This is a genomic window from Cetobacterium somerae (assembly GCF_022430525.1).
Classification (GTDB): Bacteria; Fusobacteriota; Fusobacteriia; order Fusobacteriales; family Fusobacteriaceae; genus Cetobacterium_A.
Window position 1 is genome coordinate 924,090 of sequence record NZ_CP092519.1, and the last position, 21,579, is coordinate 945,668.

General features: G+C 28.4%; 20 protein-coding genes and 1 tRNA gene. 18 read left to right on the plus strand and 3 right to left on the minus strand.

Annotated features, from left to right (window positions below):
- The first annotated feature begins 245 nt into the window (after positions 1-245).
- The 8 genes from ilvD to MKD34_RS04190 all read left to right on the plus strand — a co-directional run bounded on the left by ilvD (position 246) and on the right by MKD34_RS04190 (position 8,450).
- Complete coding sequence (ilvD, locus tag MKD34_RS04155; RefSeq protein WP_240219954.1) at positions 246-1,901, plus strand: dihydroxy-acid dehydratase; 1,656 nt, start codon at positions 246-248, stop codon at positions 1,899-1,901.
- A 9-nt stretch (positions 1,902-1,910) separates the two neighbouring features.
- Entirely contained in the window at positions 1,911-3,575 is a 1,665-nt protein-coding gene (gene ilvB, locus MKD34_RS04160) for a biosynthetic-type acetolactate synthase large subunit (RefSeq protein WP_240219956.1), read from the plus strand.
- Positions 3,576-3,578: 3 nt separating this feature from the next.
- The gene (gene ilvN / locus MKD34_RS04165) at positions 3,579-4,061 is read left to right on the plus strand and encodes an acetolactate synthase small subunit (RefSeq protein ID WP_240219964.1); all 483 of its coding nucleotides are present in this window, start codon (positions 3,579-3,581) and stop codon (positions 4,059-4,061) included.
- A gap of 29 nt (positions 4,062-4,090) precedes the next feature.
- Positions 4,091-5,038 (plus strand): ketol-acid reductoisomerase, encoded by a 948-nt coding sequence (ilvC, locus tag MKD34_RS04170; RefSeq protein WP_240219966.1) that lies wholly within the window; start codon positions 4,091-4,093, stop codon positions 5,036-5,038.
- A 158-nt stretch (positions 5,039-5,196) separates the two neighbouring features.
- Positions 5,197-5,358, plus strand: coding sequence for a hypothetical protein (locus tag MKD34_RS04175; RefSeq protein ID WP_240219968.1), 162 nt, complete (start codon positions 5,197-5,199; stop codon positions 5,356-5,358).
- Positions 5,359-5,384: 26 nt separating this feature from the next.
- The gene (locus MKD34_RS04180; protein WP_240219970.1) at positions 5,385-6,998 is read left to right on the plus strand and encodes a BCCT family transporter; all 1,614 of its coding nucleotides are present in this window, start codon (positions 5,385-5,387) and stop codon (positions 6,996-6,998) included.
- Positions 6,999-7,086: 88 nt separating this feature from the next.
- Entirely contained in the window at positions 7,087-7,956 is an 870-nt protein-coding gene (locus MKD34_RS04185; RefSeq protein ID WP_240219972.1) for a BglG family transcription antiterminator, read from the plus strand.
- A gap of 11 nt (positions 7,957-7,967) precedes the next feature.
- Positions 7,968-8,450: a hypothetical protein gene (locus MKD34_RS04190; RefSeq protein WP_240219974.1), complete on the plus strand. Its 483-nt coding sequence runs from the start codon at positions 7,968-7,970 to the stop codon at positions 8,448-8,450.
- A 161-nt stretch (positions 8,451-8,611) separates the two neighbouring features.
- On the opposite strand, the gene MKD34_RS04195 is transcribed toward MKD34_RS04190, so the two are convergent.
- Both MKD34_RS04195 and MKD34_RS04200 read right to left on the minus strand, forming a co-directional pair.
- Positions 8,612-9,319 carry a glycerophosphodiester phosphodiesterase gene (locus MKD34_RS04195; protein ID WP_240219976.1) on the minus strand — a complete coding sequence of 236 codons (708 nt, stop codon included), beginning with the start codon at positions 9,317-9,319 and terminating at the stop codon, positions 8,612-8,614.
- Between the two features lie 81 nt (positions 9,320-9,400).
- Positions 9,401-11,350 carry a molybdopterin-dependent oxidoreductase gene (locus tag MKD34_RS04200; RefSeq protein ID WP_240219978.1) on the minus strand — a complete coding sequence of 650 codons (1,950 nt, stop codon included), beginning with the start codon at positions 11,348-11,350 and terminating at the stop codon, positions 9,401-9,403.
- 90 nt (positions 11,351-11,440) lie between these two features.
- On the opposite strand from MKD34_RS04200, the gene MKD34_RS04205 reads away from it, so the two are divergent.
- The 3 genes from MKD34_RS04205 to MKD34_RS04215 all read left to right on the plus strand — a co-directional run bounded on the left by MKD34_RS04205 (position 11,441) and on the right by MKD34_RS04215 (position 14,242).
- A complete protein-coding gene (locus MKD34_RS04205) occupies positions 11,441-12,823 on the plus strand; it encodes an MATE family efflux transporter (protein ID WP_240219980.1) in 1,383 nt (460 codons plus the stop codon).
- 474 nt (positions 12,824-13,297) lie between these two features.
- The gene (locus MKD34_RS04210) at positions 13,298-13,495 is read left to right on the plus strand and encodes a hypothetical protein (RefSeq protein ID WP_023050703.1); all 198 of its coding nucleotides are present in this window, start codon (positions 13,298-13,300) and stop codon (positions 13,493-13,495) included.
- 72 nt (positions 13,496-13,567) lie between these two features.
- Positions 13,568-14,242 carry a Bax inhibitor-1/YccA family protein gene (locus MKD34_RS04215; protein WP_240219982.1) on the plus strand — a complete coding sequence of 225 codons (675 nt, stop codon included), beginning with the start codon at positions 13,568-13,570 and terminating at the stop codon, positions 14,240-14,242.
- 31 nt (positions 14,243-14,273) lie between these two features.
- Here the strand turns inward: MKD34_RS04215 and MKD34_RS04220 are convergent, their stop codons facing one another.
- Positions 14,274-15,227, minus strand: a complete 954-nt coding sequence (locus MKD34_RS04220; RefSeq protein ID WP_240219984.1) for a carbohydrate kinase family protein — start codon at positions 15,225-15,227, stop codon at positions 14,274-14,276.
- A gap of 170 nt (positions 15,228-15,397) precedes the next feature.
- On the opposite strand from MKD34_RS04220, the gene MKD34_RS04225 reads away from it, so the two are divergent.
- The 7 genes from MKD34_RS04225 (at position 15,398) to MKD34_RS04255 (ending at position 21,533) form a co-directional block, all read left to right on the plus strand.
- A complete protein-coding gene (locus MKD34_RS04225; protein WP_240219986.1) occupies positions 15,398-16,612 on the plus strand; it encodes a DEAD/DEAH box helicase in 1,215 nt (404 codons plus the stop codon).
- A gap of 33 nt (positions 16,613-16,645) precedes the next feature.
- The gene (locus MKD34_RS04230; protein ID WP_240219988.1) at positions 16,646-17,227 is read left to right on the plus strand and encodes an HD domain-containing protein; all 582 of its coding nucleotides are present in this window, start codon (positions 16,646-16,648) and stop codon (positions 17,225-17,227) included.
- 70 nt (positions 17,228-17,297) lie between these two features.
- Positions 17,298-17,383 (plus strand) — tRNA-Ser (locus tag MKD34_RS04235).
- Between the two features lie 162 nt (positions 17,384-17,545).
- Positions 17,546-17,818 carry an HU family DNA-binding protein gene (locus tag MKD34_RS04240; RefSeq protein WP_023050698.1) on the plus strand — a complete coding sequence of 91 codons (273 nt, stop codon included), beginning with the start codon at positions 17,546-17,548 and terminating at the stop codon, positions 17,816-17,818.
- Positions 17,819-17,891: 73 nt separating this feature from the next.
- Complete coding sequence (locus MKD34_RS04245; protein WP_240219990.1) at positions 17,892-19,478, plus strand: NAD(P)/FAD-dependent oxidoreductase; 1,587 nt, start codon at positions 17,892-17,894, stop codon at positions 19,476-19,478.
- Positions 19,479-19,562: 84 nt separating this feature from the next.
- Positions 19,563-20,771 (plus strand): radical SAM protein, encoded by a 1,209-nt coding sequence (locus tag MKD34_RS04250; protein ID WP_240219992.1) that lies wholly within the window; start codon positions 19,563-19,565, stop codon positions 20,769-20,771.
- A gap of 42 nt (positions 20,772-20,813) precedes the next feature.
- Positions 20,814-21,533: an SIMPL domain-containing protein gene (locus MKD34_RS04255; RefSeq protein WP_185891542.1), complete on the plus strand. Its 720-nt coding sequence runs from the start codon at positions 20,814-20,816 to the stop codon at positions 21,531-21,533.
- Positions 21,534-21,579: the final 46 nt, after the last annotated feature.

A 21,579-nucleotide genomic window follows, 5' to 3' on the forward strand; every position in this document is an offset into this window, starting at 1 on the left:
TTAATATAGAATCTATAAAAATTAGAAAAAGGAGGACGCACTCATGAACAAATTCAAAAACCTATTTACTATAATTATAATAATATGCTTTTGGGTTTGGATTTGACGAGTTGTTTCTCTGAAAATATTCAAGCCTTATTTTGTTTAAAAAATAAAGGCTTGAGCAATAGTTAGAAGTTTTAAGAGCTTAAGTCTACGGATTTAAGCTCTTTTTTTATATATTTTTTACTTGGAGGAGGTTAGTAATGAGAAGCGATGCTGTAACAAAGGGGTTAACAAGAGCACCACATAGGTCACTGTTTTATTCAATGGGGTTAACTGATAAGGAGATAACTCTTCCTAAAATAGGAGTTGTCAATTCATATAATGAGTTAGTTCCAGGACATATTCATTTAAAAGAGCTTGTAGAAGAGGTGAAGGCTGGAATCTATATGTCTGGAGGAGTTCCTATGGAATTTAATACTATAGCTATTTGTGATGGGATAGCTATGGGACATGAGGGAATGAATAACTCTCTTCCAACAAGGGAGATTATAGCTGACTCTATTGAAGCAACAGCTTATGCCATGCCTTTTGATGCATTAGTTTTTATGCCTAGTTGTGATAAGGTTGTTCCAGGGATGCTAATGGCAGCTATGAGATTAAATCTTCCATCTATTTTTGTAAGTGGAGGTCCAATGCTAGCTGGGAAATTTCAAGGGAAAAAAATAGGGATATCAGATCTTTTTGAGTATGTTGGAAAAGTTCAGAATAAAGAGATGACACTAGAAGAACTAAACGAAGCTGAGCATGAAGTTTGTAAAACATGTGGATCATGTTCTGGAATGTATACTGCAAATACAATGAACTGTTTAACTGAAGCTTTAGGAATAGCACTTCCTGGAAATGGAACAATACCTAGTGTTTATTCAGAGAGAAAGAGACTAGCAAAAGAAACAGGAATACAAATAATGGAGCTATTAAAAAGAGATATAAAAGCAAGGGATATTTTAAATAGAGATAGTCTATACAACTCTGTTGTAGTAGATATGGCTTTAGGAGGATCAACAAATACTACGTTACATATTCCAGCAATAGCTTATGAAGGAGGAATAAGTTTAGATTTAAATGTTTTTGATGAAATATCTAAAAAGACAAAACAGATTGTAAAACTATCTCCTGCTAGTTCAATTTTTATAGAGGATTTTAATCAGGCGGGTGGAGTAAGTGCTGTATTAAATGTTTTAAAAAAATATAATCTTTTAAAATCAAATAACACAGTTTCATTAAGAGATATTTTAGAAATTGCAGAAAATGGAAGAGTTTTAGATAAAGATGTAATTAGAGATTTTTCGAATTCATATTTTACTAGTGGAGGTATATCTATATTAAAAGGAAATTTAGCACCAAAAGGAGCTGTTGTAAAATCAGGTGCAGTACATCCGAGTATGTTAGTTCATAAGGGGACTGCTAAAGTATTTAATTGTGAAGAAAGTGCTACAGAGGCTATCTTAGATGGGAATATTGAAAAGGGAGATATAATTGTCATTAAATATGAAGGACCTAAAGGAGGACCAGGAATGAGAGAGATGTTATCTCCAACAGGAGCTCTTTCTGGAATGGGACTAGATATGTATTGTGCTTTAATAACAGATGGAAGATTTTCAGGTGGTTCTAGAGGAGCAGCTATAGGTCATATATCACCAGAAGCTTTAGATGGTGGACTTATAGCTTATGTGAAGGATGGAGATTATATTGAAATAGATATACCAAATAAAAAACTAGAGCTATTAGTTTCTAATGAAGAGATAGAGGAAAGGAAAAAAAATATGTCTATTTTAGAAAAAAATATAAAAAATAGAATGCTACAAAAATATATGAAGTTAGTTTCAGATGCATCAGAGGGAGCAGTTATGAAATAGGAGGAAAGTATGAAAAAAATAACAGGAGCTAAAATAGTTTTAGAAACATTAAAGTATTTAGGAGTTAAAGATATTTTTGGATATCCGGGTGGAGCTGTAATTCCTATTTATGATGCACTATACGATTTTAAAGAGATAAATCACTATATGACAAGACATGAACAAGGGGCAGTCCATAGTGCAGATGGTTATGCAAGAACTAAAAAGGTTCCTGGAGTTTGTTTAGCAACATCAGGTCCTGGAGCAACAAATTTGGTCACAGGAATAATGACTGCTCATATGGATTCTATCCCATTACTTGTTATAACAGGACAAGTGAGTACGTCATTTTTAGGAAAGGATTCTTTTCAAGAGAGCGATATTATTGGAATAACATCTCCAATTACTAAAAATAACTATTTAGTGAGAGATATATGTGATCTTCCAGAGATATTGAAAGAAGCTTATACACTATCAAAACATGGAAGACCAGGACCAGTTTTAGTAGATATTCCTAAAAATATTCAAGAACAAGTAATTGATTACTCTTTATTTGAGATACTTTTAAAAAAGGATATTCAAGAGATGAAAAAATTTAAACCAACTTATACAGATAAAGAGATTGAGGAGTTTGAAAATTATTTTAATAGTTCAAAAAATCCAGTATTAGTAATAGGAGGAGGAATTCTAAATGCTCGGTGTGTAGAAGAGGTAAGAGAGTTTATAAATAAAACTAAGATTCCTGTTGTTTCAACACTCATGGGTTTAGGAATATTTAATAAAGATGATAAAGGGTACTTAGGAATGATAGGTATGCATGGATTAATAGAAGCTAATAGAGCTGTTGATAAATGTGATCTATTGATATGTGTTGGAATGAGATTTGATGATAGAATAGTAGGGGATAAAAAAAGATTTTCACCAAACTCTAAAAAGATACATATAGAGTTAGATAGAGCAGAAATAAACAAAAATATAGTTGTAGATCTTCCAATTATAGGAGATGCTAAAGAGATTTTTAATAGACTTTTAAAATTGGATTTAAAAGTTCATTATGAGAGTTGGAGAGAGAGTTTGGAAAGAGTTGATGTATTTAAAGAAAAAGAGCTAAACCAAATAACTACATTGAAAATGTTAAATGAAATTTTAGATGAAAATTACATTGTAGTAACTGATGTTGGCCAACATCAGATGTTTACAGCACAGCATTTAGATATAAAAAAACCATTTCAATTTTGCACATCTGGTGGAGCAGGAACAATGGGGTATGGATTACCTGCAGCAATTGGAGCTCAAATAGCTAATAGGGACAAAAAAGTATTAGCTATATTAGGTGATGGAGGGTTTCAAATGAATCAGCAGGAGTTGATTTTATTAGTTCAATATAATCTACCTGTAAAAATACTTATTTTTAATAATGGAGCTTTAGGAATGGTAAAGCAGTGGCAAGAGTTATTTAATGAAAAAAGGTACTCTAGTGTAATTTTAGATGTTAATCCAGATTTTGTAAAATTAGGAAATGCTCATTTTATAGAGGGTGAAAAAATAGATAATGTAGCTAATCTTAAAAGATTAAAGGAGATATTAGAAAATGATAAACCTTATTTAGTTGATATTCAAATGTCTTATAAACATAATGTATATCCAATAATACCAGCTGGAAAATCTTATGAACATACAATTGGAGGTGAATAATTTATGAATGCCAAAAGAATTTTATTGGTTATGAAAAATAAACCTGGAGTTTTAAATAAAATATCTGGCTTATTTCAAAAAAGAGGTATTAATATAGAAAATATAACAGCAGGAGAGGGATATCCAGAGGATACTGTAAGAATGACAATAACTGGATTTTGGGATGAATATACACTAAATCAAGTTATTGTACAGGCTGAAAAGTTATTTGATGTTGAGTTTATTAAAGCTTTTTCAAGGGAGAGTGTTTTTAGAGAATTAGTTTTAATAAAAATAAAAGTTAATTCTAAAAATAGACAAGAATTACTTCAAATATTAGACATATATAGAGGGTCAGTTGTAGATGTAGCACTTGAAAGTTTAATTGTTGAGATAACAGGAGATATTGGAAAAATAGATGGCTTTTTAAAGCTTATTAAAAATTTTAATGTTTTAGAGATAGCAAGAACAGGTGTATCAGCAATGAGTAGAGGATTAGAGGTTTAAAATAAAAATAGAGACGAGGAGGAGTTGTTATGAGTTTATCAGGAAAAAAGGTTGTTGTATTTGGGTATGGGTCACAAGGGCATGCACATGCTTTAAATTTAAAAGATTGTGGTTATGATGTAAGTGTAGCATTAAGAGAGGATAGTCAAAGTTGGGATAGAGTTAAAGAGGATGGATTTGAAGTTTTAAATTTGAAGGATGGGGCAAGAGTTGCAGATGTAGCTATGCTTTTAGTACCTGATGAAAATCAACCAGAATTATATAAAAATTACTTAAAGAATGAGCTGAAAAATGGAGCATTTTTAGGATTTGCTCATGGTTTTAACATTCATTATTCACAAATTACTCCAAGAAAGGATTTAAATGTATTTATGGTTGCACCAAAGTCTCCAGGTCATAAAGTGAGAGAAAAGTTTTTAGAAAAAGAGGGAGTACCTGCCTTAATATCTGTGTATCAAGATCCATCTAAAGAAACACTTCAATTGGCTAAGGATTGGGCTAAGGGAGTTTGTTTGGATTTAGGAGTTTTAGAAACTACCTTTAAAGATGAAACAGAAACAGATTTATTTGGAGAACAAGCTGTTTTATGTGGGGGATTAGTAGAATTGATGAAGGCAGGCTATGAAACGCTATTAGATGCAGGTTATAATAAAAAATTAGCATATTTTGAATGTGTTCATGAGATGAAATTAATAGTAGATTTAATCTATTCAAAAGGATTTGCAGCAATGAGAGAATCGATTTCAAATACTGCTGAATATGGAGACTATACAACTGGAAAAAAGATTATTACAAAAGAGAGTAGAGAGAATATGAAAGAGGTTTTAGAGGATATTAGAAATGAAAGGTTCGCTAAAGATTTTATTTTAGAAGGACAAGCGGGATATCCAATTTTAAAAACTATGAGAAATAGATGTAAAGAGGAAAAAATTGAAATAGTTGGAAACGAATTAAGAGAGATGATGTTTAAAAAATAATAAAAAAATCACGGGTTTTAATTCCGTGATTTTTTTTCTCTTAAAATATAAAAACCTATAATCTCATAATAAGAAAATAAAAGAAGCATAAAAAGGAATCTAAAATAAGTATTTGAATATATTAACAACATAGTTGATTTTAAAGGAGGTAAATAAATATGAAAATTTTTAATTCTGTAAATTTAAATTACACAAAAAAAGATAACATAAATAAAAGAAAAATTTATTTTAATAAAAATAAATTAAGCAACTCTCTAGAAAATTATATTATTTATATTATATTTTTATTATCAACTATATTTTGTCTTTTTTATGGATAAAATTAATTACCTAAAGGAGGAATAATATGAAAAACTATGATAACATTGATAAAAAAACAAAAATTTTAGAAAAAGTGCTTGCTAAAGAAAATACAATATTTTACATAACATTTTTAATTATTTTTGTCATTTTATCAATAATTGCTTTAGACAAAAGTAGTTTTGAAAAAGTAACAACAAATCTACTTGATTCAATAATTACAAACTTTGGATTTTTATATTTAATCATTGTGCTTGTAATAGCGTTAGTTTGTTTATTTCTATGTTGTAGTAGTTATGGGAATATTAAACTTGGAAAAGATAATTCTAAACCTGAATACTCTAATCTTTCTTGGTTTTCTATGCTTTTTTCTGCAGGAATGGGAGTGGGATTAGTATTCTTTGGAGTAGCTGAACCGATGACTCATTATGCTTACCCAATAGGAGGAATGGAAAGTGGAACTAAAGAAGCAATAGATTTTGCTTTTAAAACATCATTTTTTCATTGGGGTATCCATCCTTGGGCAATTTATAGTTTTTTAGCATTGGCAATGGCATATTTTCAATTTAGAAAAGGAGAAAAAGGTCTTTTAAGTTCTCTTTTTTCACCTATTTTAAAAGGAAGAGCCTATGAAAAAAAACTAAAAAATACAATAGATATAATAGCAATTTTAGCTACAATAACTGGTGTTGCAACTACTTTAGGTTTAGGAGCCTTACAGATAAATAGTGGATTAAATTATCTTTTTAATATACCAAATAGTATATTAAGTCAAATAGTTATCATAACTATTGTAACAGTTATATTTATAGCTTCAGCTTTAGGATCATTAGATAAAGGAATAAAAATACTTTCAAATATAAATGTATTAATATCTGTTGTATTGCTATTAATGGTTATTATATTAGGACCCACTATATCGATATTTAATGTTTTTTCTGAAAATTTAGGAAATTATTTAAATAATTTTTTAAAAATTAGTTTAAAAACAAATAGTTTTGGTGATAATAAGTGGATGTCGGCATGGACAATATTTTATTGGTCTAATTGGGTTGCATGGACTCCTTTCGTTGGAACATTTATTGCCAGAATATCAAAGGGAAGAACTATAAGAGAGTTTATAATTGGAGTAGTTATAATACCATCTATTGTTTCTTTTATTTGGTTTTCAGCTTTTGGAACTTTAGGTATAACTCTTGGAAAAGAATTTGCAACAGTAGCCGTTGAAAATACTGAAACAGCTTTATTCTTAGTTTTTAGTCAATATAGATTTGGAGCCTTAATGAGTGGAATAGCAATATTATTGTTAGGATCATTTTTTATAACATCAGCTGATTCTGCTACATATGTTTTAGGAATGATGAGTTCAGATGGTGATTTAAACCCACCAAGTTATAAAAAATTAATATGGGGAGTTACTCAATCACTTTTAGCAATAGCTTTAATATTTGCTGGAGGATTAAATATGCTTAAAACAGCTTCAATTATAATAGCTTTTCCGTTATTAATCTTATTTCCAATAATGATATTTACAATGTTTTACTCTTTAAAAAGAGATATGTATATAAAAAAACAAATTGCTTTAAGAAATGAACTTCGAAAAATGTCTTTAGAAGAAATTAGCGATCTTTCAGATGCGATTAAAAGTATAAAAAAATAGAATTAAACAGATATATACAGAGAGTGATAAAGATGCTATAATTTGTTTCAAAAAAAATTAAACTTCGCAATAAAATAGGGAGAGATTTATGCATAGTACTATGATTAATATTTTAAAAATATTACATCAAACAAAAATAACAAAAGAAAATTTAGCTCATAACTTAGATATAAAAGAAGGAACACTTTTAAAAAGTATTAATGCAATTAATACTTTTTTAAGAGATTTAAAATTAGAAGAAATTAGAATTGAGAAAGGAATAGTTAAATTAGAGATAAAAAAAACTGAGTGGTGTGAAATTTTTGAAAAAATAAATACACTAACATTTGAAGAAAAAGTTGATTATCTATATATTAAATTGGTTTATTACGGTTTTATAAACTTAGAAAAGGAAAGAGAATATTTAGATATTTCAAGAAGTTCAATAAATAGATGTTTTTTGATTATCAAAAAACTTTTAGAAACTAATGGCTCAAAAATTACTTATAATAATGGAAAGGGAACTGAGCTGATAGAGCTCACTAATGATAGCAGAATTGTTTTTGCTTTAAAAACAACTAAGTTAATATTAGAAGAAGATATATTAACTCCTGTTCAAAAAAAATTATTAAATAATATAAAAAAATTTAATATAAAAACTAGGTCTACTAAATTAGTGGCAATATATAAGTGTTTAAAGTTACCTTTAACACCAACACTTCTTTGCTTTTTATGTGCATTAGATATAAAATCTAAATATTTTCAAACTGAAAATTATAGTTTTGAAAAATATAATGACATACAAATGCTTGAAAGAATAAGATGTGTTGTTAATTCTGTTGGTAATATTGGATTTAGTGAAGATTATAAAAATATTTTAGTACAATATATTTATATGATATCATCAAATGAACATTATTTTTTAAAAGATATATTTATAAGGGCAAAAAAATATCAGAAGATTTATTCAAAATATTAAAGATAACAGATATGAGTTTGAAACCAAATTTAATACAACAGCTATATTTTTCAATTTTAAGAAAAGATTATGGTATTTTAAAAATAAGAAATGTAGATTTACTATCAGAAGATTTTTTATTATTAGATATAATTGATAAGGTACTAAAAGATAATTCACAAAAATTAAATATTTGCGATAAATATTTTATAATTTCAATTTTAAAAGAAAATATTATAGAAAATTATTTATTAAATATTAAAAAAGTTTTAATATTAGTTGGAGAAATAAATACTTTAGGACAAAAAAAATTAAAAAAAGATTTAGAAGAGAATTTTCCTAAAATTGAATTTAATATAGATTATAACTACTTAAATATTGAAAAATCTATTTTTCAACTTCATGATGTTGTAATAGATGATTTCCAATCTACTCTAAGAGATGGTACAGTTTTTTATAGAATAAAGAGATCTTTGGAAGAGAAAATATTAAAAAATGTAATAGAAGTATTATAAAAGTATGTTTTTTTATATAGAAAAAAAATTGTAATATTTGAAATATTGTTATTTGATAAAAATTATAATAAACTAAATATAGTTAGAGAACAAAATAGTCGTCGGGGCTTTTAATGTTCTATAAATAAAGTTAAAAAAAACAGCAAAATTTTGCTGTTTTTTTAACTAATTATTTCTTTTGGAAAATTAGTGATTATTCTTGTAATACCTATATCTTTCAATATTTTAGCATCTTTAGAAGAATTAACAGTCCAAACATTAATATCTATATTTTTAGAGTTTAGATAATTAACATCTTTTTGATTAAGAAAACTTTTACTAGGATGATATGCATCTATGTTAAAACCTAAATTTTCAATATATTTATCTAAATTAACAAGAGCACTTTCTAAAAGAATACCTACCTTAATAGAGCTATCTAACTCTTTTAAATTTTTTAAAAGATTATGGCTAAAAGATGAAACGATAATATTTTTATTAGGATATCTTTTAATTATTTCTAGAACTTTATTTTCGGTACCTCTTTCAACAGAATGTTCCTCTTTTAATTCAATATTAATAAGTTTATCATCTGGAATAATATCTAAAGTTTCCTCTAAAGTTGGAATTTGTTCTCCTTTAAATTCATCACTAAACCAACTTCCTACATCTAATTTTTTTAGCTCTTCCAATGTATAATCTCTTAAATGCCCTTGACCATTACTAGTTCTTTCTAAAGTCCAATCATGAAATACAACAATTTTCCCATCTTTTGTTTGTTGAACGTCAAACTCGAAACCATCACATCCATCAATTAAAGCTTTTTTAAATGCTGCAATTGTATTTTCAGGTGCAGTTCCAGATGCACCTCTATGTGCTAATATTTCCATACTTCCTCCTAGAATAAGTTTGTATAAATTCAAGGTCATTATATTTTTTTTATATTAACTTGTCAAATTACTTTACAAGTTTTAAACAATACTTTTTCTTATATTTACAAAAGTATCATAATATGCAACTTGACCACCAATATCAGAGGAAAGACTATTTGTTAAGAAATTTGGATTTCCCTGTTTTTTACTCCATTGCATAAAAATATAAGCTTCATCTTTTTTTAAATTTGAATCAATTTTTACTTGAGATAAAATACTTCCATTTTGAGATGAAACAATAACTATTTCCCCCTCCTGGAAGTTTTCAATATTTTTTACTGATAGATATATACTTGATATACCATCAATATCTCCAACATGCTGATTAAATAAAGAATCCTTACAATGAGGTGTCACAAGTCTAATTGGATACTCATCACTTCCTTTTGTTGCTTTCATAAAAATAGGCATTGGTTCAAATCCATCAGCTAAAGCCGTTTCACTATAAATTTCAATTTTTTCTGATGGTGTTTTAAACTTTTTATCTTCCCAAGCAATATATCCTTTTTCTATATTTAAATCTTGTTTTTTTAAATCTTCAACATTTATATTTAAAGGTGCTAAAACTTTATTTAAATACTCTGTTTTAGAAACTTGTGGATAATTTTTTAAATCTAAATCTCTTGCTAACTCCTTAAAAAATTCAAATTCATCCATTCTATAATCTAACGGTTCAACAACCTTTTCATTATACATTAAAGATGGCATAAGCATAGATGAGTATATAATATCTTCACTTTCAAGTGTGTTTGTAACAGGTATTATAAGATCACTATTTTTTGCAGTATCAGTTAAAAACATATCAAAACATACTTTTAAAGGTATAGACTTATAAGCTTCTAAAGTTTTATTTAAATTTGGAAGTTGATTTAAAGGATTAGCTTTACTTATAAAGATAGCTTTAATTTCATTTTCTGCAACAAAATCACTAAATTTTGTAATTGGAAACTCGCGAGAATTTTTACCAAAGTTTGAACTCTTATAAGGATCTCTATCTAACACTTGAGGATAAATTTTACTAGAATAGAAAACACCAGATCCACTTTTTCCAAGATTTCCTGTTATACTCATTAAAGCGTCAATAGCTCTTACACTATTTCCACCATTAACATATCTTTGTAATCCATATCCAATAAAAGTCATAATATTTCCAAGAGATATATAATCTAAAAGTTTTGTTGCCTCATCCTTAGTAATACCACAATCTAATAGAAGTTCATCTAAAACTGTAGTATCAAGATATTCTTTAAATTTTTCAAAACCAACTATATTATTTTTAGAAAAATTATAATCAACTAGGTTGTGTTCAAAAGCCATTTTACAAAGTGCTAGAGCTAAAGCTCCATCACTTCCACCTTTAACATTAATATGTAAATCACTTATTACGGAAGTTTCATTTGTTCTAAAATCAATTGTTATAATTTTAACTCCTAATTTTTTCATTTCAATTAATTTTTTATACAAATGAACTGATGTTATCGCTGGATTTCTAGACCAAAGAATTATAACTTTAGCATTTTTCATATCATCTAAATCACTTGTCTTTCTTCCTCCAAAATCGTAATCATGAGCAGCACATCCTGCAGACCAACAAGTTCCTCCGCTAGCTGTTGAGATTCCACCTAAAAAATTAAAAAATATATCATGTATTCCTTTTAAAAGTCCTCCAGCTCCAGATTCACTATAGTGGATAATAGAGTTTGTAGAGTTACTATTTTTTATTTCACTCAATCTATTTTTTAAAATATCTAAAGCTTCTTCAAAAGAGATTTCTTTAAATCCCTCTCCTACTTTTAAAAGTGGTTTTAAAATTCTATTTTCATCATAAAGACGGTTTAAATGTTTAAGACCCTTAGAACATAAAAAACCATCTGTTAAATTATGCTCTTTATTTCCCTGAAGCTTAACCACTTTTCCATTTTCTTTATATACATCAATTTTACATACATCAAAACAATCAAGAGAACAACTATTTTTAAATATTTCCATTAAAAATCCTCCTAAAAAATAAATAAATTATATCATATTTTTAAAAAAAATGTTATGATGAAAGGATGAGAAAAAATTAAGGAGGAACACGTGAAACAACAGGAATTAACTCTACATAATGGAGACATTAAAAAATTACTTATAAAATATTCTATTCCTGCAATAATTAGTATGCTTGTAAGTGCCCTATATAATGTGGTTGATAGAATTTTTATAGGAAATATGGATGAGATTGGAGCTTTGGCTATTACTGGAGTTGGAATAACAATGCCAATAGTAACAATTGTATTAGCTTTTTCAATGTTAATAGGAATAGGAGCTACTGCAAATATTTCTATAAAACTGGGAGAACAAAAAAGAGATAGTGCTGAAAAAATAATGGGAAACATTATTACACTTTCAATAATTTTAGGAGTAATAATTACAGTTCTAGGAACAATATATAGAGACCCTATTTTAAAAGCTTTTGGAGCAAGTGAAAGTACTTTAAAATATGCAAGAGAGTATATAACTATTATTTTATACGGTACAGTTTTTAATATTATGGGATATGCACTAAATAGTACAATTAGAGCTGATGGGAACCCAAAAATATGTTCAGCAATAATGGTATTTAGCTGTTTTGTTAATATAGTTCTAGATCCAATATTTATATTTACTTTAGGTTTAGGTATAAAAGGAGCTGCATATGCAACTGTACTTTCTCAAGTTATGACAGCACTACTTTCTTACGTATATTATATGAGTAAAAAATCTGATTTAAAAATAAAAAAAGAGAATCTAATGCTAAACCTTGATATTGTTAAACTTATATTTGCTATAGGAATATCACCATTCACAATGCAATTAGCAACAAGTATGGTACAAGTTGTAAATAACAATGCTTTGAAAACTCATGGTGGAGATTTAGCAATTGGAGCAATGGCGACAGTAAATGCAGTAGCGCTACTTTGTTTCATGCCAGTGTTTGGAATATCTCAAGGAGCTCAACCGATAATTGGATATAATTTTGGAGCTAAGCAATATGGAAGAATGGAAGAGGCTTATAAAATAGCAACATGGACTGGAGTAGTAATATTTTCTATCGCATTATTCTTAGTTGAGGTTTTCCCTGCAACAATAGTTGGATTATTTAATAAAAATCCAGATATAATGGCAATATCTATTCATGGAATGAGAATCTATCTAATGGCTATGCCAGCAATTGCTTTAGGAATGGCAGGAAGCAATTACTTCTTAGCAATAGGTGAGGGAAAAGCAGCAATGTTTTTAAGTTTACTAAGACAAGTAATCTTATTGATACCACTAATTATGATTTTCTCAAAAGCTTATGGATTAACAGGTATCTGGTTAGCTCAACCGATATGCGATATAATTGCAGCAATAGTAACAGTTGTAATGGTAGGAAAAAATCTAAATAAATATAATGGTGGTTCACAATTCTCACTATTTAAAATTAGAGTTTATGAATAAAAAATATGAATAAAAAACTTAAAAGGATCTATTTTTCTATAAAAAGAAAAATAGGTCCTTTTTTCAAGAACCTATTTTCCACACACACACACACACTTTATTATACATTATAAGGAAACAATGTACTGGTTGTAGTATATATCAGATTAATAATTTACACAAATATAATAATTATATGACATAGATATATAAAAAATAATATAGCTATTTAAAAAAGGAAAAATATTTAAATATAAGTATAATAGAGTAAATTCATTACAAAAGAGGGGATCTATGAAAAGCGAAAATAGTGTTGTAAAAAAAATTATTATGGGAGTTATTTTAATTTTAATTTTAGCCATAGGATTTATAATGTTTCCTTGGAATATTTAAGGGGTGTGAAAAATTTTAAATAAACTTGTTGACAAAAACTAGAAAATATAATAAATATTAGTATGAGGTTAATTCCTCTTTATAAACTTAAAGGAGATTGAAATGGCTAACGGAAGAATGAACTTTGATCAATTTGAAGATGATGAAATGAATTACATTCCAAGAGAATTCACAAAATGTGGAACTAAGGAGGATAAAAAGAAAATTCCAAAAATGAAAAAAGAGGTAAAGGAAAAAATAAAAACTAAAGTGGTGAATGATAAGAAAAAGCTATATGAGTTTATAAATGATGAAGATTAAAAAATATAGATTTTAACAGCTGGCTAAGCCAGCTTTTTATATTTAATTTTAAAATAATTGAGGAGGTTAATTATGTATAATTCAATTGAGATTTCTACAAAAAATAGTTTTCTAAGAAAAGTTTTTATGCAAATGTTCTTAGGTCTTTTAATTACAGGAGGTGTTTCTTGGTATGTTGTCCAAAGTCAACCATTAATATCTTTTGTAGCTAACTATATGACTTTTATAATAGTGGCAGAGCTATTATTAGTTCTTGGTATAAACTTTGGTATAAATAAAATAAGTAGTGGAACTGCAAAATTTTTATTTATAGCATACTCAGCTATGAATGGTTTAGTTCTTTCTGTAGTTATGTTAATTTATAATCCATATTCTATTCTTTATGTTTTAGGAGTTACATCCCTTATATTTGTTGGAATGACAATTTATGGATTAAAAACTAAAGAGGATCTTTCATCATATGATGGTTTCTTTAAAGGAGGACTAATTGCTTTAGTAATTGTCTCTCTCCTAAATCTATTCTTAAAAATATCAATTCTTGGATGGTTTATATCTGTATGTGCAGTAGTACTATTTACAGCTCTAATTGCTTATGATATAAATAGAATTGTAAAAATATTCCAATCTAATGATTTAACAGAGGAGGATTACAATAAGTTTTCAACTATTGGAGCTTTAATGCTTTACTTAGACTTTGTAAACCTATTCCTAAATCTTTTAAGATTATTTGGTAAAAGAAATAACTAATAAAAAAATGGACTAAATTTAGTCCATTTTTTTAATTTTCATTCCAATTTGTTTTTGCTATTATTTCTTGAATTAACTCATGCCCCATGTTTGGGTGAATAGTCTCTTCATGAGATATTGTAACAATTGACATCGCCATAGCGAACTTAACAGTCTCTTTTATAGGAAGGTCATGCATATAACCAAATCCTAATCCTGCAACAAAAGAATCTCCTGCTCCTGTAACATTTTTAACTGTAACTCCAGTAGCTTTTAATGTTCCACTCTCAACTCCGTTAGTATAGTAAATTCCATCGGCATCTAAACTTATAAATACATTTTTAATTCCTAAAGATAAAAAGTGATTTCCTACTTTTTCTAAGTCCTCTCTAGTATTAATTTTAATACCAGATAAAACTTCAGCTTCAACTCTATTAGGTTTTATTGTATGGAAATATTTAATAAGATGTTTAACCTTTTCAGCTTTTGTTGAAGAGATTGGGTCTAAGATGAAATTTGTTTTTCCTTGAAACTTAGTTAATAGGTATTCTAAGTTCTCTGGATCATCAGCATCTAAGAATGTAAATGCAGCATTTTCTATCATAGGTGCTTTCGAGTCTATAAAATCAGTTGTCATAGCACTTATACTGTCTAAGTCTGCTACTGCTGAAACCATTTCTCCACTCTCATCTAAAATAGCCATGTACGTTGGTGTGCTCTTTCCTTCTAAAACTAAAGAATTTCTCATATCATATCCAATTTTTAAAGAATGAGTTAACATTGAACGTCCAATCTCATCATCTCCTATAATAGATATAAACTTAGTTTTAACACCAACTCTAGCCATATTTTCAGCTATATTTCTTGAAACTCCTCCGAAAGATATTTTGATCTTTCCTGGAATAGAATCGCAGGCTTTATATGATGAGTTGCAAAAACCAAACATATCAACAACAGAAGCTCCAAAAACTAGTATATATTTTTGTCCGCTTAGACAATCTTGCATTACAAATTCCTCCTAAATATAAAAAAAATAAATAAATATATTTTAACAGATTTTTTACAAAAGTCAAAGATTAAAATTGTACAATAAAACTTAATTTTATACTTGTTCCCTTTTTAGCGAATAAATGCTATAATAAACAATTGAATAAAGTTAAAATCGAAGGAGAATATGTGAATAATTTTAATAATTTAAATGTTAATAAAAATATAATAGAGCTTTTAAGTAAGATGGGAATTAAAGAGCCAACTGATATACAAAAAGAGGGGATTCCACCAATATTAAATGGTAAAGATGTTATAGCTCAAGCAGCCACAGGGAGTGGAAAAACTTTAGCTTTTATAATACCTATTATACAAAACTTAGGTGGAAATGGGAAATTACCACAAAGTTTAATAATAACTCCAACAAGAGAGTTAGCAATCCAGATTGCAGAAGAGTGTGAAAAAATAAATTATGATAATAAAAAAATTATGCTAGCTTATGGTGGTAGAGAGATAGCTGGTCAAATAGAAACTTTAAAATCTGGAGTTGATATTGTTATTGGAACTCCTGGAAGACTAGTTGATTTAATAGAAAGAAAAGCAATTGATCTATCTAAAATAAAAACATTAGTTTTAGATGAAGTTGATCAAATTCTTATGATGGGATTCAGAAATGAAATTGATAAAGTTATTGAAGTTTGCAGTAGAAAAAGACAAACTCTTTGTTTCTCTGCAACAATAGATTCTACAGTTAAGAAGATAGCTTATAGAATAACAAAAGAGCCACTAAATATTGTTATTGAAAGTAAAGAGAATAAACTAGCAAATATAAATCAGCATATTATAAAAACATCAGATAGAAGAAAATTAGATACTCTTTGTTCTCTATTAAATGATACAAATCCATTTATGGGAATTATTTTCTGTAGAACTAAAGTTAGAGTTGATAGTTTAGAAGAGGAATTATCATCTAGAGGATACTCTTGTCAAAAATTACATAGTGATATACCTCAAGCTAAAAGAGAAAAAATAATGAAAGCATTTAAAGATGTAGAGTTTCAATTTTTAGTTGCAACAGATGTTGCAGCAAGAGGAGTAGATATCACTGGAGTAACTCATATATTTAACTATGATATTACAGAGGATGTTGAAAGTTATATCCATAGAATTGGAAGAACGGGTAGAGCTGGAGAAAAAGGAGAATCATACCTTTTTGTTACAGATAGAAATGAAGGTATGTTAAATGATATTGAAAATACAATTGGATTCTCTATTCCTGAAATGGAGATAGAGTTTGCTCAAGGAGTTATGTCTACATTAGAGCTACCTAAAAAGAAGTACAATAAGAAAATAAACGCAAGAACAAAAAATATAGAAGAGCAAAAAAAGCGTTACAGAAGATAAAAGTGAAACTAAAAGAAGGGGGATACGTAAAAAATGGAAAGAATTCAAAAACAGATGGCATTTTTATTTGAAATTGATAAAGTGAAGGATATTTTTAGACAATCACTTGTTGTAAATGGAAAAAGAGAGGAAAATGATGCAGAGCACAGTTGGCATATGGCTTTAGTTGCTTTGACAATAAAAGAGTACTTTCAAGGAGAGGTCAATTTAGAAAGATCTCTGAAAATGATTCTAATCCATGATTTGGTTGAGATATACGCTGGAGATACTCCCGCTTTTGGTGAAGTAAGACCTGATAAAGCTGACGATGAGTTAAAAGCTGCAGTTAAACTTTTCTCTCTCCTACCAGATGATCAAAAAGAGGAATTTTTAAATCTTTGGTTAGAGTTTGAAGAGTGTGAAAGTAATGAAGCTAAATTTGCAAATGTTTGTGATAGATATCAAGGATTTATGCAAAATTTAACTTCTGATGGACATACTTGGAAGAAATTTAACGCTCCTATGGAGAGAGTTTTAAAAAGAGCTGAAGTTATAAAAATCTATGTTCCTGAACTATATGAAAAAGTTATGTTACCTGAGTTTTTAAAGTATCAGGAGAGGGGAATTATAAAGTAAAAAATACATGAAGTTTATTGATTTTTCTCTTTTCATGTGATATTATTAAAAAGTATTAATTAATGAGCAAGGTAGAGTGACCGAGTGGCTAAGGAGCACGCCTGGAACGCGTGTAGAGCGTAAGCTTCGTGGGTTCGAGTCCCACCTCTATCGCCATATTTTTACATTTTTTTAAAATAAATACAAAAAAATATACATAAAGTATTGACATTTAAGGGTTTACTGAGTATAATCGGTTTAAAGATACCATAAATAAAGGGTTTTCAACTTTTTGGTTTCTTGCATACTATATTCTATAATAGTTCAAGGAGGGTAACAATGACTAAAAAAGAGTTTATCGATTTATTTGCAAAAACAGGTGAATACACTAAAAAAGATGCAGAGAAGGCAGTTAAGTTATTTTTAGATTTAGTTGAACAAAAGTTAGTTGAAGGTGAACCAGTATCATTTATAGGATGGGGAAAATTCGAAGTAGTTACTAGAGCAGCAAGACACGTAAGAAACCCACAAACAGGTAAGAAAATGAAATTAAAAGAGAAAAAAGTTGTTAAATTTAGAGTTGGTAAAACTTTAGAGGAAAAAATAGTATAATTACAAAATGCTTCGAATACAATTCTTTTGAAGAATATCATTCGGAGCTTTTTTATTTAAAAAGAGGTGTAAAGTGAAAGTCGTTATAAACAATATTAATGTTTCTATTGAAAAGGATCAAACCCTTGAACTTAAAAAAGAGATCATTAAAAGAGGAATAAAAGAAGAGAATATAGAAAAAATAGAGTATTCAAAAAGATCAATAGATAGTAGAAAAAAAACTGATATAAAATTTGTTTACAATATAGAGGTTACATTAAAAAATGATGTAGATATCTCATCTCTAACTAATGTTAATCCATTTAAAGAGAATGAGGAAGTAAACTATAAAGCAAAAGATGGAATAGAAAGAGTTGCTATTATAGGAGCTGGACCAGCTGGACTATTTGCTGCCCTTAGACTTTGTGAACTTGGAATAAAGCCTATAGTTTACGAACGTGGAGAAAAAGTTGACGATAGAGATAAAACTATTGATGAATTTATAAAGTTTAGCATGCTTAATCCAAATTCAAATATTCAATTTGGAGAGGGTGGAGCAGGAACATATTCAGATGGAAAGTTAAACACTAGAGTAAAAAGTGGATATATGAATAAAATATTTTTAGAATTAGTTGCTAATGGTGCCCAAGAACAGATTCTTTGGGATTATAAACCACATGTAGGAACTGATGTATTAAAGATAGTAGTAAAAAATTTAAGAGAAAAAATTATAAATCTAGGTGGAGAGTTTCATTTTAACACTTTAATAAAGGATGTTATAATTTTAGATGGAAAAGTAAAGGGTATAAAGATTCAAAATCTGAAATCACCAATTTTAGTAGAAGAGAATGTTTTATTTGATCATGTAATATTAGCTATAGGACACTCATCGAGAGATACTTATAGAATGCTTCATAAGCATGGTGTTTTTATGGAAAATAAACCTTTTGCTATAGGAGCAAGAATCGAGCATCCAAGAGTGGATATAGATACAATGCAGTATGGTAAGATGTGTTCTCATCCAAATTTAGAAGCTGCAACATATAGCTTAACTTATAATAATAGAGATGAGGAAAGAGGAGTATTTTCATTTTGTATGTGTCCAGGTGGTGTAATTGTAAACGCTGCTTCTCAAGAGGGAGGGACACTTGTTAATGGAATGAGTTATTCTCAAAGAGATGGTAGATTTTCTAACTCAGCACTTGTTGTAGGAGTTAAAGCTAATGAGTTTGGAGATGAACTTTTCTCAGGAATGGAATACCAAGATCAACTTGAAAAGAAAACTTATGATATAATTGGAAATTACGGAGCACTATATCAAAATACTCTTGATTTCTTAAAAGGAAAAACTACAAATAGAAAGATTGAGTCTAGTTATGAGATGGAATTGAAAAGCTATGACTTAAATAATCTTTTCCCAGAGGTAATATCTAAGAATATGAAAATGGCTATGGGATACTGGGAAAAAACACAAAGAAACTTTATAAGTGAGCATGCAAATTTAATAGGACCAGAAACTAGAACATCTGCTCCTGTAAAAGTTACAAGAAATGAGTTTGGAGAATCAATAAATACAAAAGGTCTTTATCCAATAGGAGAGGGAGCTGGATATGCAGGTGGAATTATAAGTGCTGCCATTGATGGTTTTAAAGTAGTGGACTTAGCCTTTGCAACACTTTAACATATTATTTAGTTGTAATCTTCACTCAAAAGGTATATAATTAAAGATAGATTATATTTTAATTTTAGAATTGGAGAATAAATAATGAAAATATCAAAAAAAGATGCATTAGAGTGGTTTAGTCATTTATCATCACTTTCTGGAGATAAAACAGAAGTATTTAAAAGATTTAGCCCAATTATAGATTCAACTGTTAGACAGATTGAGTTAGCAGTTAATAAAAGACACCAAGAGATGAAAGATGAGATTACTGATCTGAAAAATCTTAAAGGAAGAACATTCTTCGTTGGAGATCAACAAAAATTCCCTAAAGGATGTGTTTCTTGCTTATTTGGTGACGGTCTTGGTGGAATAAGAAAAACTCACCAATGTAACTTACTATGTAAGTTCTGTTACTATCATGATAATATTGATAATCAAGAGCCAATTCCAGATGGAATGTGGGAAATTGGAGAGACTCTTTATTATGAAGAGGATATAGACCTATTATTATCAATACAGAAAAAACCTAGTGGAATTGCATATGTATACTTAGAACCATTCCTAGATATTGAAAAATATTATGGAATTATAAAAAAACTAAGTGAAGCTGGAATTTATCAGCATATGTATACGAATGGTTCTCTATGTACAAGAGAGAACTTACAAAAACTTGGTGAAGCTGGATTAAATGAGTTAAGATTTAATTTAGGTGCTGTTAAATGTAGTGATAAAGTTATTGAAAATATGGCAATAGCTAAAGAGTATATTCCAATGGTTGGAATAGAGACTCCTATGACTCCAGAATTTTATGAAGAGTTCCAAGAAAAGAAGGAAAAGATTCTAGCAACGGGTATAGACTTTATAAACTGTGCTGAACTTCACTTTGGAGAAGACAATATAAATAACTATGTTGGAGAGAGAATGTATATGGCTAGAAGAGGATATATATCTCCACTTTGGTCAAGAGAGATTACATTTAAACTTATGAAACAAGCTTGTGATGAGAACTGGCCAGTAGTTGTTCATGATTGTTCAAACCATACAAAATACTCAAGAGAGTTAAATAAAAACTCTAAACAAGGACAACCTTTTGGAAGTACAACTTATGTTAGTGAGTTTGATAGATTCTTACCACATTTATTCTTAGCAACTTTAGAAGATGAGAGCTTTGATTTTATTGAAGAAACTGAATTACCAGAAAACTTAAAATTAGAAAACTGTTTAGATGAGATAGATTTTCTTATAGTTGATGATGAAGATGAGATGTATGAGGATTTCTTTGTTGAAGAGGACGAGGAAGAAGAGGAGTAGTATATTACAGTTTCAAAATAATTTTTCAATTAGGAGGGTTATATGAGAAATAGGTTAAATACAAGTTATGGAATTTTAGGAGTATGTATTTTTCTTGGCCTTTGGATTTTAGGTTACACTTTAGGAGAGAGCTTTATAAAAGCAAAAACAATGGACAGAGTTGTAACTGTAAAAGGATTAGCTGAAAAAGAGGTTATGGCTGATGTGGTTCTATGGCCAATTGATTTCAAAGTTGCTGGAAATGAACTTTCAGAAATCTACTCCAATTTAGAAAGAGATAATGGTAGAATTATTGAATTTTTAAAAGAAAATGGAATAGAGAGTAATGAGATAACTATTTCAGCACCTACTATTGAAGACAAGATGTTATATCAATATGATAATAATGTTGCTGCTTTTAGATATGTAGCAACTCAAACAGTAACTGTTTATTCAACTAAAGTGGATAAGGTATATACTTTAACGAATAAAATTGGTGAACTTGTTAAAGAAAATATAGCTCTAGGAAATTCAAATCAATATGGAACTACAACTGACTATATCTATACAAAACTTAATGATTTAAAACCTGAGATGATTGAGATGGCTACTAAAAATGCTAGAGAGGTTGCTGAAAAGTTTGCAAAAGATTCAAATAGTTCTTTAGGAAAGATTAAATCTGCAAATCAAGGACAGTTTACTATAACTAACAGAGATCAACACAATCCACAGATTAAAAATGTGAGAGTTGTTAGTACAATTGAATATTACCTAGTTGATTAAAAAATATACTATACTATATAAAAAAGGAGACTTTAATAGAGTCTCC

Excerpts from the sequence above, each read along its gene's own strand:
- MKD34_RS04200 (WP_240219978.1), bottom strand. The coding sequence starts at position 11,350 with ATGGAAATATTTAAAAATAGTTGTTCTCTTGATTGTTTTGATGTATGT.
- MKD34_RS04210 (WP_023050703.1), top strand. The coding sequence starts at position 13,298 with ATGGCTAACGGAAGAATGAACTTTGATCAATTTGAAGATGATGAAATG.
- MKD34_RS04215 (WP_240219982.1), top strand. The coding sequence starts at position 13,568 with ATGTATAATTCAATTGAGATTTCTACAAAAAATAGTTTTCTAAGAAAA.
- MKD34_RS04195 (WP_240219976.1), bottom strand. The coding sequence starts at position 9,319 with ATGGAAATATTAGCACATAGAGGTGCATCTGGAACTGCACCTGAAAAT.
- ilvC (WP_240219966.1), top strand. The coding sequence starts at position 4,091 with ATGAGTTTATCAGGAAAAAAGGTTGTTGTATTTGGGTATGGGTCACAA.
- MKD34_RS04250 (WP_240219992.1), top strand. The coding sequence starts at position 19,563 with ATGAAAATATCAAAAAAAGATGCATTAGAGTGGTTTAGTCATTTATCA.
- MKD34_RS04190 (WP_240219974.1), top strand. The coding sequence starts at position 7,968 with ATGAGTTTGAAACCAAATTTAATACAACAGCTATATTTTTCAATTTTA.
- MKD34_RS04220 (WP_240219984.1), bottom strand. The coding sequence starts at position 15,227 with ATGCAAGATTGTCTAAGCGGACAAAAATATATACTAGTTTTTGGAGCT.
- ilvD (WP_240219954.1), top strand. The coding sequence starts at position 246 with ATGAGAAGCGATGCTGTAACAAAGGGGTTAACAAGAGCACCACATAGG.
- ilvB (WP_240219956.1), top strand. The coding sequence starts at position 1,911 with ATGAAAAAAATAACAGGAGCTAAAATAGTTTTAGAAACATTAAAGTAT.
- MKD34_RS04255 (WP_185891542.1), top strand. The coding sequence starts at position 20,814 with ATGAGAAATAGGTTAAATACAAGTTATGGAATTTTAGGAGTATGTATT.
- MKD34_RS04230 (WP_240219988.1), top strand. The coding sequence starts at position 16,646 with ATGGAAAGAATTCAAAAACAGATGGCATTTTTATTTGAAATTGATAAA.
- MKD34_RS04175 (WP_240219968.1), top strand. The coding sequence starts at position 5,197 with ATGAAAATTTTTAATTCTGTAAATTTAAATTACACAAAAAAAGATAAC.
- MKD34_RS04180 (WP_240219970.1), top strand. The coding sequence starts at position 5,385 with ATGAAAAACTATGATAACATTGATAAAAAAACAAAAATTTTAGAAAAA.
- MKD34_RS04185 (WP_240219972.1), top strand. The coding sequence starts at position 7,087 with ATGCATAGTACTATGATTAATATTTTAAAAATATTACATCAAACAAAA.
- MKD34_RS04240 (WP_023050698.1), top strand. The coding sequence starts at position 17,546 with ATGACTAAAAAAGAGTTTATCGATTTATTTGCAAAAACAGGTGAATAC.
- ilvN (WP_240219964.1), top strand. The coding sequence starts at position 3,579 with ATGAATGCCAAAAGAATTTTATTGGTTATGAAAAATAAACCTGGAGTT.